Annotated in this window: 16 protein-coding genes and 1 riboswitch; of the genes, 12 read left to right on the top strand and 4 right to left on the bottom strand. The window is 66.9% G+C overall.

The genetic code is table 11. The annotated features are described in order from the left end of the window. Nucleotides 1-131 precede the first annotated feature (131 nt). A complete protein-coding gene (locus CON76_RS13295) occupies nucleotides 132-1,061 on the bottom strand; it encodes a methyltransferase domain-containing protein (protein ID WP_101102877.1) in 930 nt (309 codons plus the stop codon). Here CON76_RS13295 and CON76_RS08220 point away from each other — a divergent pair. Together CON76_RS08220 and trmL are read left to right on the top strand one after the other, a co-directional pair. After that, complete coding sequence (locus CON76_RS08220) at nucleotides 1,060-1,872, top strand: ComF family protein (protein WP_169929018.1); 813 nt, start codon at nucleotides 1,060-1,062, stop codon at nucleotides 1,870-1,872. The genes CON76_RS13295 and CON76_RS08220 overlap by 2 nt on opposite strands. A 9-nt stretch (nucleotides 1,873-1,881) precedes the next feature. Further along, complete coding sequence (gene trmL, locus CON76_RS08215; RefSeq protein ID WP_101102876.1) at nucleotides 1,882-2,364, top strand: tRNA (uridine(34)/cytosine(34)/5-carboxymethylaminomethyluridine(34)-2'-O)-methyltransferase TrmL; 483 nt, start codon at nucleotides 1,882-1,884, stop codon at nucleotides 2,362-2,364. On the opposite strand, the gene CON76_RS08210 is transcribed toward trmL, so the two are convergent. Further along, the gene (locus CON76_RS08210; protein WP_101102875.1) at nucleotides 2,336-3,091 is read right to left on the bottom strand and encodes a sulfite exporter TauE/SafE family protein; all 756 of its coding nucleotides are present in this window, start codon (nucleotides 3,089-3,091) and stop codon (nucleotides 2,336-2,338) included. The genes trmL and CON76_RS08210 overlap by 29 nt on opposite strands. A 35-nt stretch (nucleotides 3,092-3,126) precedes the next feature. Between CON76_RS08210 and CON76_RS08205 the strand changes: the two genes are divergently transcribed. The 5 genes from CON76_RS08205 (at nucleotide 3,127) to nrdR (ending at nucleotide 7,337) form a co-directional block, all read left to right on the top strand. Continuing rightward, on the top strand, nucleotides 3,127-3,765 hold the full coding sequence (locus CON76_RS08205) for a trimeric intracellular cation channel family protein (RefSeq protein ID WP_101102901.1): 639 nt from the start codon (nucleotides 3,127-3,129) through the stop codon (nucleotides 3,763-3,765). Between the two features lie 53 nt (nucleotides 3,766-3,818). Then, the gene (locus tag CON76_RS08200) at nucleotides 3,819-4,253 is read left to right on the top strand and encodes a DUF1841 family protein (RefSeq protein ID WP_101102874.1); all 435 of its coding nucleotides are present in this window, start codon (nucleotides 3,819-3,821) and stop codon (nucleotides 4,251-4,253) included. Nucleotides 4,254-4,584: 331 nt separating this feature from the next. Then, nucleotides 4,585-5,346, top strand: a complete 762-nt coding sequence (locus CON76_RS08195) for a transglycosylase SLT domain-containing protein (RefSeq protein WP_101102873.1) — start codon at nucleotides 4,585-4,587, stop codon at nucleotides 5,344-5,346. Nucleotides 5,347-5,407: 61 nt separating this feature from the next. Continuing rightward, a riboswitch (ZMP/ZTP riboswitch) is annotated at nucleotides 5,408-5,548 on the top strand. Nucleotides 5,549-5,594: 46 nt separating this feature from the next. Continuing rightward, complete coding sequence (gene glyA, locus CON76_RS08190) at nucleotides 5,595-6,839, top strand: serine hydroxymethyltransferase (RefSeq protein ID WP_101102872.1); 1,245 nt, start codon at nucleotides 5,595-5,597, stop codon at nucleotides 6,837-6,839. 48 nt (nucleotides 6,840-6,887) lie between these two features. Then, the gene (nrdR, locus tag CON76_RS08185; protein WP_101102871.1) at nucleotides 6,888-7,337 is read left to right on the top strand and encodes a transcriptional regulator NrdR; all 450 of its coding nucleotides are present in this window, start codon (nucleotides 6,888-6,890) and stop codon (nucleotides 7,335-7,337) included. Between the two features lie 33 nt (nucleotides 7,338-7,370). Here nrdR and fliE read toward each other — a convergent pair whose 3' ends face one another. Next, nucleotides 7,371-7,691: a flagellar hook-basal body complex protein FliE gene (gene fliE / locus CON76_RS08180; RefSeq protein ID WP_101102870.1), complete on the bottom strand. Its 321-nt coding sequence runs from the start codon at nucleotides 7,689-7,691 to the stop codon at nucleotides 7,371-7,373. A 197-nt stretch (nucleotides 7,692-7,888) separates the two neighbouring features. On the opposite strand from fliE, the gene fliF reads away from it, so the two are divergent. Genes fliF through fliJ form a run of 5 tightly spaced genes read left to right on the top strand, consistent with a single transcriptional unit; the run spans nucleotide 7,889 to nucleotide 13,476 of the window. Continuing rightward, a complete protein-coding gene (gene fliF, locus CON76_RS08175; RefSeq protein WP_101102869.1) occupies nucleotides 7,889-9,649 on the top strand; it encodes a flagellar basal-body MS-ring/collar protein FliF in 1,761 nt (586 codons plus the stop codon). A 3-nt stretch (nucleotides 9,650-9,652) separates the two neighbouring features. Then, nucleotides 9,653-10,666, top strand: coding sequence for a flagellar motor switch protein FliG (fliG, locus tag CON76_RS08170; RefSeq protein ID WP_101102868.1), 1,014 nt, complete (start codon nucleotides 9,653-9,655; stop codon nucleotides 10,664-10,666). Further along, on the top strand, nucleotides 10,653-11,549 hold the full coding sequence (locus CON76_RS08165; RefSeq protein ID WP_101102867.1) for a FliH/SctL family protein: 897 nt from the start codon (nucleotides 10,653-10,655) through the stop codon (nucleotides 11,547-11,549). Before fliG ends, CON76_RS08165 begins: the two co-directional genes overlap by 14 nt. Continuing rightward, the gene (gene fliI, locus CON76_RS08160; RefSeq protein ID WP_101102866.1) at nucleotides 11,518-13,011 is read left to right on the top strand and encodes a flagellar protein export ATPase FliI; all 1,494 of its coding nucleotides are present in this window, start codon (nucleotides 11,518-11,520) and stop codon (nucleotides 13,009-13,011) included. The genes CON76_RS08165 and fliI overlap by 32 nt, the downstream gene beginning before the upstream one ends. Next, nucleotides 13,012-13,476 carry a flagellar export protein FliJ gene (gene fliJ, locus CON76_RS08155; RefSeq protein WP_101102865.1) on the top strand — a complete coding sequence of 155 codons (465 nt, stop codon included), beginning with the start codon at nucleotides 13,012-13,014 and terminating at the stop codon, nucleotides 13,474-13,476. A gap of 82 nt (nucleotides 13,477-13,558) precedes the next feature. Here the strand turns inward: fliJ and CON76_RS12880 are convergent, their stop codons facing one another. After that, the gene (locus tag CON76_RS12880) at nucleotides 13,559-13,804 is read right to left on the bottom strand and encodes a hypothetical protein (RefSeq protein WP_145995389.1); all 246 of its coding nucleotides are present in this window, start codon (nucleotides 13,802-13,804) and stop codon (nucleotides 13,559-13,561) included. Nucleotides 13,805-15,697: the final 1,893 nt, after the last annotated feature.

The raw sequence follows: 15,697 nt of genomic DNA, 5'->3' as shown, positions 1-15,697 counted from the left end.
GCAGCGATTCGCAGCCGATTGGGGAGCTGCGACACTTGCCCGGCTGGCGCAGAGAGACGGCAACGGATTTCTGATATTCATGGACTGAAAGACCGGTTTTTTGGTGCAGATTGACGCTGGCGCGGCGCGGCTCAGCGCCCCGGCGGGGGCTGGCGCAGCATGGTGCGCATGTCCTGCATCGAGATGCTGCTGGACTCGGCCAGCTTGGCCTTGGGCATGCCCCGGAAGGCGTGGCCGTAGATCACCTCCACCGTGACTTGCAACTGGCCGTCGGCGGTGCGGGGCAGGCCGGTTTCCAATGCCTGCAGCAGCGCCTGGCGCCAGCGCTTGCCGCGCAAGGCGCCAAAGCGGGCCGCGTGGCAGTTGCGGCCCCCTTCGCGCAAGTCTTGCAACAGGCGCTCGGCGCTGGGGTAGGTCAGCGTCAGGCGTTCCATGTCCATCACGGGCTCGGCAAAGCCGGTCTCGACCAGCATGTCGCCCCAGTCGTGCATGTCGGTATAGGGGTGGTGCGGCTGGGGCCAGCCGTGCCGGGCGTACACGTCGCGCAGTTCGCGCAGGGTGTCGGGCCCCAGGCAGGAGAACATCAAAAAGCCGTCCACCGCCAACCAGTCCCGCCAGCGCGCCAGCAGCGCCTTGGGCTGGGCGTGCTGGTGCAGTGCCATGTTGGCCCACAGCATGTCCACTGGCGCAGGCAAGGTGCCCGACGTGGGCACGATGTTGGGCCCCTGCCCCAGCCAGCGCTTGAGCGGGTTCCAGCCACCGCTGTGCGGCTGCAGGACGCGCTGCAGCTGCGGCGCGGGTTCACCGGCCAGCCAGACCGGCACCTTGGGGTAATGCGCCAGCACCTGCTCGTGCGCCTGCAGGCCGCCCTGCACCGGCGCCCAGTGCAGCCAAGCCTTGGGCGGGTGCTTGATCCAGCCCAGGCGCTCGGCCATGCGACGGCCGATTTCCTCGTGCAGCCACGGGCTGGCCTCGCGCGCCCGGGCGTGCCAGCGCGCCGCCGCCTGGGCGTCCAGGTCGGGCACCGGGGGCTCGGTGGCCCCGGCAGAAAAAGCGTCCATGCCATTCCCCACACAACAAAAAACAGAACAGGCCCGCACGCGCCAGCGGCGCCCCACGGGCATGGGCGGGCAGTATAGTCGTGCCATGTTCTACCTGCTGCACCGCCTGCATTGGCCCGCTGTGTGCGAAGTGTGTGCCCGCTGGCCCGCCCAGCCGGTCTGCGCCGACTGCTACAGCACCTTCGCCCCGCTGCAACACCGCTGCCCCGCCTGCGCCTTGCCCATGGCGCCGGGGCTGGAGCTGTGCGTGCGCTGCCGCGAGGACAACAGCCCGCGCTGGCTGGCGCGTTGCGTGGCGCGGGTCGATTACGCCTACCCGTGGACAGACCTGGTGGCACGCTTCAAGTTCCAGCAGCAACCCGCCTGGGCCCATCAGTTTGCGTTGTGGATGCTGCAAGCGCCCGAAGCGCAGACCCTGCTGCGCCAGGCCACGCTGCTGGTGCCCATCCCCAGCACCGCCGAACGCCTGCGCGAACGCGGCTACAACCAGGCCTGGGAACTGGCCACCGCCCTGCGCCGCCACAGCCGCAGCCACGCCCGCACCCTGCCCGACCTGCTGCTGCGTCAGCCGCAAAGCCAGGTGCAGCACACCCTGAGCGCCGCCGAGCGCCAGGCCAACGCGCACCAGTCCCTGACCCTGCACCCCGGCCACCGCCGTGCGTTGCAGCACCAGCGCGTGCTGCTGGTGGACGACGTGATGACCACCGGCACCACGCTGCAAGCGGCGGCCCAACGCTTGCGCGAAGCCGGCGCCCACAGCGTCAGCGCGATTGTGTTCGCGCGCACCCCGGCACCGGGCAGCGTGGAATAATCGCGCGCCATGTTTCACATCGTCCTGGTTCACCCCGAAATCCCACCCAACACCGGCAACGTCATCCGCCTGTGTGCCAACACCGGCTGCACGCTGCACCTGATCGAGCCGCTGGGCTTTTCGATGGACGACAAGCTGCTGCGCCGCGCCGGCCTCGATTACCACGAGTACGCCGACGTGCAACGCCACGCCAATTGGGCCACCTTCGTGACCACACAGCAGCCCGACCCGCGGCGCATGTTCGCCATGACGACACGGGGCAGTCGCAACGCCTACGAAGTCGCGTTCCAGCCCGGCGACTGGCTGGTGTTCGGCTCAGAAACCCAAGGTTTGCCCGCTGCCCTGCGCGACGGCTTTGCGCTGGAACAGCGCCTGCGCCTGCCGATGCAGCCCGGCCAGCGCAGCCTCAACCTCTCCAACGCCGTGGCGGTGCTGGCCTACGAGGCCTGGCGGCAGCAAGGCTTCAGAACCAGCCATCCCACACCAGCTTGATGCCGGTGAGGAACATGCCCGCGTACACCAGCCGGTAGAACAACTGCGCGTTGATGTGGCGCGCCATGCGCACGCCCACCCACACCCCCAGCGGGGCCAACGGCATCAGCACCAGCGACGTGGCCAGATTGCGCCAATCCAGCAGCCCCAACCACGCGTAGGGCACCCACTTGCTCAGGTTGACAAAGAAAAACAAAAACGCCATCGTGGCCGTGAACACCACCGGCTTGAGCTTGAGCGGGATCACATACGCGTTGATGGGCGGCCCGCCCGCGTGCGCCACAAAGCTGGTAAAGCCTGTGGTGATGCTCAACAGCGCGCCCAGCCAGCGCGGCGGGGGCGGCTGGTCGGGCCGGGGCGGGAACAGCAGGCGCTGCGCCAGAAACAGCAGCGTCAGGGCGCCCACAATGCCCGCCACCATGCGCGTATCCAGCAACCGGAACGACAGCGTACCCACCACTGTGCCCAGCAGCGCAAACGGGATCAGGAATTTGAGCAACGCCTTGTCAAAATCCTTGCGGAACGCCGCCATGCCCAGCACATCCATCACCAGCAGCAGCGGCATCATGATGGCCGCCGCCTGCGGCACGCTCACCACCAGCGCCAGCATCGGCACCACCAGCGAGCCAAAGCCCGAGCCAAAACCGCTCTTGCTGATGCCCATGAGCAAGACGGCCGGTATGGCCACGGCGTAGAACACAGGATCGGTAATGGGTTGCAACGTCATGGCAACCGATGGTAATGCAGGCACAATTGCCGCCCATGCAAATCTCTTTTTCCTGGGCCGACACGCTGCTGCTGCTGATCGAGGTGGCCGCCACGCTGGCCTTTGCGCTGTCGGGGCTGATTGCCTCGGCGCGCAAGCAGCTGGATGTGGTGGGCGTGTTCATGGTCACGTTTCTGGCAGCGTTTGGGGGTGGCACCCTGCGCGATTTGCTGCTGGATCGGCGGCCCTTCTTCTGGGTCGAGCACGTGAACTGGCTCTGGGCGCTGATGGCGCTGTGCATAGGCGCCATGCTGTTCATGCGACACCGGCACTTCCAGTTCACCACCCGCGCCATGCAGTGGCCCGATGCGCTGGGCCTGGGCCTGTTTGCCGCCGTGGGCGTGGACAAGGCCCTGGCGGCCGGCTGGCCCGCCCTGGTGGCGGTGCTGATGGGCATCGTCACCGGCGCTTTTGGCGGCGTGCTGCGCGACGTGGTGTGCAACGACATCCCCAACGCCTTCGTCGATCACCAGCCCTACGCGGTGTGCGCGTTTGCCGGTGGCTGGGTGTACGTGGGCTGGTGGCAGTTCACCGGCTCGGGCACGCAGGCGCTGGTGGCGTGCGTGGTGGTGACCGCCGGCTTGCGCGGCCTGGCTCTGTGGCGCAACTGGCAGCTGCCGGTGTGGCGGCTTTGACGCACAGTACAGTTTTTTCCGTTGTTTTTTTGCATCAACCCGAATCTTCACGCATGTTCAATCCGTCCCAAGCCGATGTGCGGCGCTTTTTTTGTGGCGCCTACGCCAAACAGCAGCAACAGCAGCCGATGGAAGCAATAGAAATGCTGGCCGGTGAATGGATCAAGCTGCACCCCGAATACCACCCCGATCTGGCCGATGTGGACGCCGCCTTGCGCGCCATGCAGACCCCCAGCGAGGGGCGCGAGAACCCCTTCCTGCACCTGTCGATGCACCTGAGCATCAGCGAGCAATGCTCGATTGACCAGCCGCCCGGCATCCGGCAGGCGGTGGAGCTGCTGGCGGCGCGGCGCGATTCGCTGCACGCCGCGCACCACGAGGTGATGGAATGCCTGGGCCGCATGGTGTGGGAAAGCCAGCGCAGCGGCCGCCCGCCCGACGGCCAGGCCTACATCGACGCCGTGCGCCAGCGCGCCACGCGGAACTGATACCTCCAGCCCCAGCCCAGCAACGGCTGGATCGGGCCAGGCTGGGGCCCCGGCACCGCCCTGAAATCAGGGTTTTTCCGCGTCATCAAATAACAAAAGTTCATAACCAATGACTTTTTAAGTATTGACTATGAATGTGCAGACTCCTACTATTCGCGCCCATCGGTCGCATTCGACCGGTATTGCGACGCTGCCGACCCCCGGCTAAGTTGATCGCCCCCAGGCCTGACCGTGGCAACCGGGGCTTCAATGGCGACCCCCAATCCAGGCGTGTCCTGCCCTGTACCACTTGTGGTGCGCTGGGTGGGCACCGCATAGAAAGGAGTGTGCTATGACAGCGCAAAACCTCAGTCCGACCACCCCGTCTGCCCTGGTGCAGACACGCGGCTGGTCCGACAAAATCGTGCAGGGCTGTGTGGCCCTGACCCACAACGGCATGGCCCTGCTGGGCACCAGCCTGGCCTTGAGCGCCGCCCTGCTGCTGACGCAGCCCGAGCTGCGCCACGACGCCGAACAGCAGCTGCTGGGCTGGCTGCAGCAGCGCCAGACCGTGGCCACTGCACCCGCAGCCGCATCGGCCAGCACCGAGGAGCGGCCCGCCACGGTCACATCGGGCACACTGCCCCGGCAGCAGGAGCAGGTGGCGCACTGGCTCAGCCGCAAGTACCGCGTGGCGCCCGAGCCCCTGAGCACGCTGGTGGCCGAGGCCTTCGCGCTGGGCCAGCGCATCCGCATCGAGCCCACGCTGATCCTGGCGGTGATGGCGATCGAATCGCGCTTCAACCCCTACGCGCAAAGCCCGGTCGGTGCCCAGGGCCTGATGCAGGTGATGACGCGCGTCCACACCGACAAGTACGACGACTTTGGCGGCCACCTGGCCGCGTTCGACCCCGTGAGCAACCTGCACGTGGGCGTGCAGGTGCTGCAGGAGTGCATTGCGCGCGCCGGTGGCTCCATCGAAGGCGGGCTCAAGCTGTACGTGGGCGCCGTCACCACCGACGGCAGCGGCTACGTGGACAAGGTGCTGTCGGAGCACAAGCGGCTGCGCCAGGTGGCACAAGGCAAGCGCGTGCCCGTCAACGCCCAGACCTGAAGTGCCCTGCGGGGCCACAACCCCAAGCCACCCCGCGCCGTGGGGCCTGCGCTAGAATCCACACAAGGTGCGTGACTGGCGATAGGCCGTGGAACAACAGCAGCATTGAACCGTTTTTCCACCACAGCCGACGTGGACCACCACAAGGAAGCGCATCGCCCCCGCCAGCGTGGGATCTCAGCCGTTCGCCTGGGCAGACTCTGCCAGACCTGTTAAGCAGAGCACCATTTCTTTCTTCAAGGACTGCCATGTACGACCGCCAAATTCTGGTTGAACAAACCGACCCCGAACTGTTCGCTGCCATCCAGGCCGAAAACGCCCGCCAGGAACACCACATCGAGCTGATTGCCAGCGAGAACTACGCCTCGCCCGCCGTGATGGCCGCCCAGGGCAGCCAGCTCACCAACAAGTACGCCGAAGGCTACCCGGGCAAGCGCTACTACGGTGGCTGCGAGTTCGTGGACGTGGCCGAGCAACTGGCCATCGACCGCGTCAAGCAACTGTTTGGCGCCGACGCCGCCAACGTGCAGCCGCACTGTGGCGCCTCGGCCAACGAGGCCGTGTTCTTGGCCTTCCTCAAGCCCGGCGACACCATCATGGGCATGAGCCTGGCCGAAGGCGGCCACCTGACCCACGGCATGCCGCTGAACATGTCGGGCAAGTGGTTCAACGTCGTATCCTATGGCTTGAACGACAAGGAAGAGATCGACTACGACGCGATGGAAGCCAAGGCGCGCGAGCACCGCCCCAAGCTGATCGTGGCCGGTGCCTCCGCCTACGCCCTGCGCATTGATTTTGAGCGTTTTGCCAAGATCGCCAAAGAGGTGGGTGCCATCTTTATGGTGGACATGGCCCACTACGCTGGCCTGATTGCCGCTGGCGTGTACCCCAACCCGGTGCCGTTTGCCGACGTGGTGACCTCCACCACCCACAAGAGCCTGCGCGGCCCGCGTGGCGGCATCATTCTGATGAAGGCCGAGCACGAAAAGGCCATCAACAGCGCCATCTTCCCCGGCCTGCAAGGCGGCCCGTTGATGCACGTCATCGCCGCCAAGGCCGTGGCCTTCAAAGAAGCCCTGACCCCCGAGTTCAAGGACTACCAGCAACAAGTGGTCAAGAACGCCCAGATCATCGCCGAAACGCTGACCGCACGCGGCCTGCGCATCGTGTCGGGCCGTACCGAGAGCCACGTGATGCTGGTCGATCTGCGCTCCAAGGGCATCACCGGCAAGGAAGCCGAGGCCGTGCTGGGTGCTGCCCACATGACCATCAACAAGAACGCCATTCCGAACGACCCGGAAAAACCGTTCGTGACCAGCGGTATCCGCATCGGCACCCCGGCCATGACCACCCGTGGCTTCAAGGACGAGGAAGCCCGCCTGACCGCCAACCTGATTGCCGACGTGCTGGACAACCCGCGCGACCCGGCCAACATCGAGGCGGTGCGCGCCAAGGTCAACGCCTTGACCGCCCGCTTCCCGGTCTACCGCTAAGCACTGCAACGCCCCGGCCCACACGCTGGGGCGTGTTGTTTTTTTGGTATGAAATGCCCTTTTTGCGGCCACGCCGAGACCCAGGTGGCCGAAACCCGTTTGTCGGAGGATGGCGACTGCGTGCGCCGCCGTCGGCGCTGCAACGCGTGCGACAAACGCTTCACCACCTACGAGCGCGCGGAGGTGACCTTCCCGACCGTGGTGAAGAAGGACGGGCGCCGCATCGAATACAACAGCGCCAAGTTGCGCGCCAGCCTCACCTTGGCGTTGCGCAAGCGCCCCGTCAGCACCGAGCAGGTGGACGCGGCCATGGGCCGGATGGAAGAGCAGCTGCTGCAGTCCGCCGCGCGCGAGGTCTCCAGCCAGCGCCTGGGCGAGCTGGTGATGCGCGAGCTCAAGAAGCTGGACAAGGTGGCCTACATCCGTTTTGCCAGCGTGTACCGCAGTTTCGAGGACATCGACGAATTCAAGACACTCGTCGATGAGGTGCGGCAATAGGCCCGGGGGCGGGCCTGGCCGCATGCAGCAGGTTCAGACCTGCATGTTCATGATGTCGGTGTAGGCCTGCACCATGCGGTTGCGCACATGCAGCGCGGTCTGGAAGCCGATCTGGGACTTCTGCATCGCCAGCATGGTCTGTTCCAGGCTGACGTTGGGGTTGCCCAGCTGCACTTGGTCTTGCAGCTCGTTGCTGTTCTTTTGCAGCGCGCTGACGTTGTGCAGCGCGCTCTTGAAGGCGTCGGAGAAGCCTTCGCGTGCGCCCCCACCCTGCGGGCCCGCCACGGCAGGCTTGCTGGCGCGCAGCGCATCGAGGCTGGCGGTGGGGGTCAAGGCGGTCAAACGCAGGTCCATGGCACACATCCCTTCTTAAATTGGTTCTCAATGGGGCCTATGCTAGGCCGGGTGGCCCCACGCGAGGCCGCAATAAAGGGGCTATTTGCGGCCTTTTATGGGGTTTAGCCGGGGCCGTGCCCACCCAATAATCGGGCGTGGCCTGCCGTGGGCCCTTGTATAGACACCGTACGACGTTTGCCGAGCCAGAACACACCATGAACACCGCCGTCGCCACCCTGGACACGCCTCCTGCCAAGAAATCCAATCCGCTGCTGGAGGGTTTTGCCCGGCTGAGCAACAACCAGAAGCTCATGCTGGGCGCGGGCCTGCTCGCCATGCTGGCGGTGGTGGCAGCGGCGCTGCTGTTCAACCGCCAGGCCGACTGGAAGGTGCTCTACAGCAACCTGTCGGACAAGGACGGCGGCGCGGTGGTGGCCCAGCTCAACCAACTGGGCGTGCCGTACCAGCACCTGGAGGGCGGTGGCGCCATCATGGTGCCCGCTGACAAGGTACACGACACGCGGCTGCGCCTGGCCTCGCAGGGGCTGCCCAAGGGCTCGACCGTGGGCTTTGAGCTGATGGACGTGACGCGCCTGGGCATGACGCAGTTCCAGGAGCGCCTGACGTTCCAGCGCGGGCTGGAAGGCGAGCTGGTGCGCTCGATCACGGCGCTGTCGTCGGTGGCCGATGCGCGCGTGCACCTGGCGCTGCCCAACCAGAACGGGTTTTTCCGTGAACAGCAAAAGCCTTCGGCCAGCGTGGTGTTGACGCTGCACGGCGGGCGCACGCTCGACAAGATGCAGGTGGCCGGCATCGTGCATCTGGTGGCCAGCAGCGTGCCCGAGATGGACACCAAGGCCGTGAGCGTGCTCGACCAGAACGGCAACCTGCTGTCGCAGTCGCCCGAGCTGCAAAACGGCGACATCGACGGCAAGCAGCTCGAATACACGCGCAAGCTGGAGCAGATGTACACCCAGCGCATCCTGGACTTGCTGGAGCCGGTGGTGGGGCGCGACAACGTCAAGGCCCAGGTCACGGCGGATGTGGATTTCTCCATCACCGAACAGACCAGCGAACAGCACCGCCCGAACCAGAACGGCGAGCCCAGCACCGTGCGCAGCCAGCAGCTGGTGGAAAGCGGCGCCGCTGCCGCAGCCAACGCCCTGCCCGGCGCTCCGGCCAACATGGCCGCCGGTGCGGTGGCCAACCAGCCGCCCGGCCCGGGTGGCGCCCCCATCAACGGCGAGGCCGCGCCCGTGGGCATCAACGCCGGGGCCAACAATGCAGGCAATGGCGCCGCGGCGGCCGGGGGCGACAACCGCCGCGAGTCCGTCATCAACTACGAGGTGGACAAGACCATCAAGGTCACGCGCAACTCGGTGGGCAATGTGCGCCGCCTGAGCGCCGCCGTGGTGGTCAACCACCGCAGCGTGACCGACAAGAAGGGCAACGTCACCAGCGAGCCGCTGCCGCCCGAGCAGGTGGAGCAGATGACGGCGCTGGTGCGCGAGGCCATCGGCTTCAGCGCCGACCGGGGCGATTCGGTCAACCTGATGAACGCCTCCTTCACCGCGCCCAAGGTGGACGAGACCCAGGTGGCGTGGTGGAAGTCGCCCGAGACGCAGGACTGGGCCAAGACGCTGGCCTGGCCGCTGGGCATGGTGCTGCTGGGCCTGATCGTGTTCCTGGGCATGGTGCGCCCGGCCATCAAGGTGATGCAGACCCCGCCGCCCGCGCCCGAGCTGCCCGACGCCACCCAGATGCTGGAAGCCGTGGTGGACGACGATACCGAACGCCCGGCACTGGCGGCGGCCAAGCAGGACGACGGCGGCCTGCACCTGGACACGCTGCGCCTGGAAGACGCCAAACGCCTGGCGAAGGAAAATCCGGTGGCCGTGGCCAATATCATCAAGGGGTGGGTCAATGGCGACAGCCCCGCGATGGGCGGTGGCGGCCTCAAGGGCCCGGGAGCGTAAAACATGGCCACAGCAGCAGCCGATCCGAACGATGGCGTCCAGGACGCCGCTATTTTCCTGATGTCGGTGGGCGAGGAGGAAGCCGCCGAAGTCTTCAAATACCTCTCGCCCAAGGAGGTGCAACGCCTGGGCGAGGCGATTGCGCGCATGCGCTCGGTGTCCAAGGACAAGGTGGACGAGGTGGTGCAACGCTTCACCAGCGAGGCGGCCTCGCAAAGCCTGCTGGTGTCCGACACCGACTCCTACGTGCGTTCGGTGCTGAAATTGGCGCTGGGCGAGGACAAGGCCTCGCTGCTGATCGACCGCATCCTGCAAGGTGGCGACGTGTCGGGCATCGAGAGCCTGAAGTGGATGGATCCGCTGTCGGTGGCGGAACTGCTGCGCAACGAGCACCCGCAGATCCTGGCCGCGATTCTGGTGCACCTGGACATGGAGCAGTCGGCCAACATCCTCAAGCACCTGAGCGAGCGCACCCGCAACGACGTGCTGCTGCGCATTGCCACGCTCGAAGGCATCCAGCCCGCGGCGCTCAAGGACTTGAACGAAACGCTGTACGAAGTGCTGGCCGGTGGCGACAAGATCCGCAAGAGCTCGCTGGGCGGCGTCAAGACCGCGGCCGAAATCCTCAACCAACTGGGGGCCAACTTGGAAACCAGCGCCATCGACTCCATCCGCGAGCACGACCCCGATCTGGCGCAGAAGATCATGGACAAGATGTTCACGTTCGAGGACTTGCTCAAGCTCGACAACAAGTCGATGCAGATGGTGCTCAAGGAAGTGGCGTCCGATGCGCTGGTGGTGGCACTCAAGGGTGCCAGCCCGGGGCTCAAGGACAAGGTGCTGGCCAACATGTCGAGCCGCGCCGCCGAGAGCCTGCGCGAGGACCTGGAATCGCGCGGGCCGCTGCGCCTGTCGGAAGTGGAAGCCCAGCAACGCGACATCCTCAAGATCGTGCGCCGTCTGGCCGACGAAGGCCAGATCGTGCTAGGCGGAGGGGCGGAAGATGCCTTCGTCTAACCCGGCCAACAAGCCCCACGCCTACCAGCGCTTCATTCCGCGCGAGGAGGTGCAGGCCTTCACCGCGTGGGAGTTTCCATCCATGGACACCGCCGAGGAAGCCGCCGCCCAGGCGCAAGCCGATCTGGCCGAGGCCGAAGCCGCCACGCCCGCCCCCACCGAGCCCCCCATTGACCTGGAAGCCGAACGCGCGCAGGCCTACGACGACGGCTTCGAGCAGGGCCGCCTGCTGGGCGTGCAGGAAACCACCGAAGCCCTGCAGGAACCGCTGCAGCGCCAGCTGGAAACCCACAACCAGCGCCTGCAAGCCCTGCTGCAACAGGCCCAGCACGACCTGGAGCAGTTGCAGGCCGGCCTGGCCACGCAGGTGCTGGAGCTGGCCTGCGACGTGGCGCGTCAGGTGGTGCGGCGCGAACTGCGCCAGCCGCTCGACAGCCTGCACAGCGTGGTGCAGGAGGCGCTGGCGCTGCTGGTGGCCGAAGGCCAGCCCGCCACGCTCAAGCTCCACCCCGGCGACCTGGAACTGTTCACCCCCAGCCTGGGCGAACAACTGCAGCAACAGGGCGTCAAGCTGCTGCCCGACGCCAGCCTGACCCCCGGCGGCTGCACGCTGGAGGCCGTGCAAGGCACAGTGGACGCCACCGTGGAAAAACGCTGGGCGCGTGCGGTGGCCAACCTCGGGCTGGAGCTGCCATGGGACATCCCCACCCCGGAGCCGCTGCCCGAGCCCGTGCCAGACCCGACACCGGCACCCAGTCTGGCACCAGCAGCAGCCCCCGAGGCACCCGCCCTGCCCGAGGCACCCGCACCTTCCACCGCCGCCCCGTTTGCACCGCCGCAGGAGCCCGCCCATGCCCCCGACCCCAGCCAGCTCCCCGCCTGACGGCACCCCCACCAGCCCCACGCTGCAACGCTGGGGCCAGTTCCTGGCCAACGCGCGCCAGGTGGCCAGCCAGCCCACGCCGCTGGAAAGCAGTGGCCGCCTGATCCGCCTGGCAGGGCTGGTGCTGGAAGCACAGGGCGTCAAGACGCCGGTCGGCTCGCAGTGCGTGATCGAATTCCCGCACGACCCCAACAGCACTGTGCTGGCCGAAGTGGTCGGCTTCCATGGCGACCGCGCCTTTTTGATGCCCGCTGGCGACGTGCAAGGCCTCTCCAGCAACGCGCGCATCCGCCCGCTGCCGCCCTACCGCCAGCAACCGCAACTGGGCGATGGCCCCCGCCCCCTGCAGAGCAACGACCGGGGCGTGCTGCGCCTGCCACTGGGCCACGGCCTGCTGGGCCGGGTGGTGGACGCCTACGGCCACCCGCTGGACCACCAGGGGCCGCTGCAGAACATCGAAATCAGGCCGCTGGAGCGCCCGCCCATCAACTCGATGGAACGCGCCCCGGTGCGCCAGCCGCTGGACACCGGCGTGCGCGCCATCAATGCGCTGCTGACCGTGGGGCGCGGGCAGCGCCTCGGGTTGTTTGCGGGCTCGGGCGTGGGCAAAAGCGTGCTGCTGGGCATGATGGCGCGCTTCACCAGCGCCGATGTCATCGTGGTAGGCCTGATTGGCGAGCGGGGCCGCGAGGTCAAGGAATTCATCGAGGACATCCTGGGCGAGGAAGGCCGGCGCCGCGCCGTGGTGGTGGCCGCGCCCGCCGACTCGCCGCCGCTGGTGCGCATGCAAGGCGCCAACTACGCCACCGCCATCGCCGAAAAATTCCGCGACGACGGCCTGGACGTGCTGCTGTTGATGGATTCGCTCAGCCGCTACGCCATGGCGCAGCGCGAGATTGCGCTGGCCATTGGCGAGCCGCCCGCCACCAAGGGCTACCCGCCCAGCTGCTTTGCCAAGCTGCCCATGCTGGTGGAGCGCAGCGGCAACGGCCCCGAAGGCGGCGGCTCCATCACCGCGTTCTACACCGTACTGTCCGAAGGCGACGACCAGCAAGACCCGATTGCCGACGCGGCGCGCGCCATTCTGGACGGCCACATCGTGCTGTCGCGCACGCTGGCCGAATCGGGCGTGTACCCGGCCATCGACGTGGAAGCCTCGGCCTCGCGCGTGATGCACAACGTCGTCACCCCTGAACACTATGCGTTGATGCGCAAATACCGGCACTACTACTCGCGCTACCAAAAGAGCCGCGACCTGATCCAGCTGGGCGCCTACGCCGCTGGCAGCGACCCCGACACCGACCGCGCGATCCAGCTCTTCCCCGGCATGCAGAAGTTCGTGATGCAGGACATGCGCGAGCAAGCCCCGTTCAGCGCCTGCGTGCAGCAGCTCGAACAGACCGTGGGCGACAACGCGGGCAACGGCAAACCCCAGCGCCCCGGCGGCAACAAGGGCCGGTAAATGAAAAAGCCCGCCAGCCTGGCCACCGTGCTCGAAGTCTCGACCATGCGGCGCGACGACGCGCTGCAGGCCTTGGTGCAGGCGCAGCGCGAACACGCCCAGGCCGAACAGCAGATGGCCCAGCTGCGTGGCTACACGCAAGAGTCGCTCGACCGCTGGCAGGCGCGCGCACGCGAAGGCGTGAGCCCCATGCTGCTGCACGCCCAGCAGCAGTTCATGGCCAAACTCGACCACGCCATCGGCTTCCAGGACGGCGTGCTGGAACGCACCCAAAAACAGGTGCAACGCTGCCAGCAACAGGTACAGCAAGCCGAACGCGACCTGGCCGCCCTGAAAAAATACGACGAACGCCGCGAAGAAGCCTGGCAAAAGCAGCTGCAGCGCCAGGAACAGAAAAGCAACGACGAAATGGCGGCCAACCTGCACCGGCAACACCGCCCCCGCCCCGAGGATCCCCAGCCATGACCCCCAGCGACCTCAGCGCCCTGACCTTCAGCCTGCTGGCAGCGGCCCCCGCCCCGGCCCGCAGCCCCAGCGGCCAGCCCGATCACACCGACGCCACCACACTGCCCCTGTTCGCCAACGTGCTGGCCCAGACCCAGGACAGCGCCGCAGCAGCAGCCACCGCCAGTACCGCCAGCGCGACCACTGCGACCGCTGCTGCAAACGCCACCAGCCCCATGCCGATGGCGGCAGCGCAACCGTCACAACCCTCTCCAGCACCGATCAGCCCAGACCCGGCCAGCAGTGCCGGGCCTACCACCTCCTCATTCGCCAGACCGGAGCCCGTCAAGGCTGCGCTGCCGTTTGCAACACCGGCTAGCCCAAGCACAGCAGCACGCACCGGGGTAAACGTCGAACCAGACGGGTGGGAACCCACCACAGTGGCAGCGCCTGTTGAAGCAGCGCAGCAGCGCCCCTATACGCCCACCGGCATGGCCGCTGCCCGTCCGTCCTCGCCCACACCGGTGGAACCGCCCGTTACAGTCGCTGCCCCCTTGGCACCCACTGGCACATCGGTGGCCACCACCGTTGGGCTTGCGGCCACCGCCTCCACCACCGTGCAGGCTACAGCAACAGCTACAACCACAGCCGCACCAGCCCAATCCGAACAGGGCATCGCCAGCCGTGCCGAACCGGTGATGGCATTGGCCACACCGGCATTGGCTGCTGCGCCCCAGCCGCCGCTCCAGGCGCAGGCGCAACCACAGCTTGCGCCACAACCTGTTCTGACTCAGACTCAGACTCAGACCCCAATTCAAGCACCACTGCCCTCTCGGATCACAGACCAGACCGCCTCCCCGGACGCCCAATCGCCGCCACCAGTGCCAGCGGTCCAGCTGGAACTGCCCGCCATGGCAGACGCCGCCCCTGAAGCCGCGGCAACCACATCCCCTTCTCCACCACTGGCGACATCCAACGCAGTGGTAGCACCAGCACCAGCACCAGCACCAGTATCAGCACCAGTATCAATATCGGAACAAGCATCGGCATCGGAACCAGCGCCAGACGGCACGGCATGGCCCGCCACCAGCAGGGCACCCAACACTTCGCAAACCGCAGGAGCTGCCTTACCGACACGGGAGCCTACACCGACGCCAACGGCAACATCCACCCAGCGATCCGGCGCCCCCACGCCACCACCGGCGGGCAACAGCACCCTGGACGTGGCGCAACGCAGCCAGACGCAGCGCCTGACGCCGTCCCGCCACAGCATCCCGTTGGCCAACGCCGTGTCGCTCCCCGCCGAAGCCACCACCGCCGACCGCGCGGCGCCGGACACCACCACGGCCAGCACAGCGCCCACGCGCCCACGCGCACGCCAGGCCGCCGTGCTGGACGAACCGATTGCGGCCACGGCCAATGGCATGGCTCCGCCCATCGTCACACCCATCACCAGCGCCCCAGCCGATCCGGCCACGGCTGCGGCTGCAGCACAGCAACCTCCTGCGGCAACCACCACGGCGCCGTTGCGCACTCATACGCCCGCCTCTGCGTTGGTGTCTGCTGCTACTGCTACTGCTACTGCTACCACCGATACCACTACCGCGGCCAGCACCACGCCAGCGGCCACAGCTGCTGCCTTGGAGATCAACCCATCGGTGCCCGTACCCATCGGGACACAACAGCCCCCGACAACCACAGCTCCGCAAACCGACGCCCAGCCCACGACGACATCCGCAAACGAAGCTACAGACGCCGCCACACCGGCAAGTGCGCCCTCAACAGCCGCGACAAATCCAGCGCCAATGCGTGTGGCGGCTGACAACATCCCCGCGCCTGTGACCGCAACGCCCGTCAGCGGCAAAAATCCTGTACCGCCAACCGCTACACTGCCAACAGCAGCAGAACAGCCAACCAGCGCAGACAACACCGCTACAGCATCAGCGACTGCGACTGCGACTGCAGCCCCCATGGCACTCGCGGCTGCCCCACCTTTCCGTGAGACTCTCACCACTGAGGAAGCTGCTGACGCACCGGCGGCAACAACAGCCACTCGACTTCCAGAAACTCGCCTAGCCCCCGTCCGGCAAACAACCACTCAACCCAGCGCGACACCCGCAAACGATGCCGCTGCCACAGACGTCACTGCAACTGCAGCTGCACATACAACGCCAACAACTGCGACCAATCTGGCACCGACGCGTGCAGCAGCAGCCAACACTCCAGCGCCTGTAACTGCAGC

It is taken from the genome of Macromonas bipunctata (assembly GCF_002837135.1).
GTDB classification, from domain to species: Bacteria; Pseudomonadota; Gammaproteobacteria; order Burkholderiales; family Burkholderiaceae_C; genus Macromonas_A; species Macromonas_A bipunctata.
The sequence above is the reverse complement of the archived record's forward strand: the minus strand, read 5'-3'. Positions and strand labels throughout refer to the sequence as shown.